Below are 301 nucleotides of genomic sequence, written 5' to 3' on the forward strand. Positions count from 1 at the left end.
CGGTTTCTGCACCAGGAAAGCCACCGGCGCGTGGACAATCGGCGCGACGAGCCTTGGAGATGGCCCAGAGCAGGCTGGCCTCGATAGGTGTGGTCTCGGTATTCAGGTCATGGCCATAGAGGCACAGGCCGGCTTCCAGGCGCAGCGAGTCGCGGGCGCCGAGGCCAATCGCGGCCTCTTCCTGTTCGGACAGCTGCGCGCGGGCCAACGCTTCTGCGCTGGCGGCCGGAACGGAGATTTCGTAACCGTCTTCACAGGTGTAACCGGAACGTCTGACATAGCATTCCACACCGAGCAGTTT

The 301-nt window shown here is 63.5% G+C and carries 1 pseudogene; it reads right to left on the reverse strand.

Annotation, left to right across the window (positions count from 1 at the left end):
- Nucleotides 1–301 (reverse strand): annotated as a pseudogene (gcvT, locus tag ACZYSM_RS29470) (glycine cleavage system aminomethyltransferase GcvT); the annotation flags it as partial.

The organism is Pseudomonas sp. F220 (assembly GCF_057813935.1).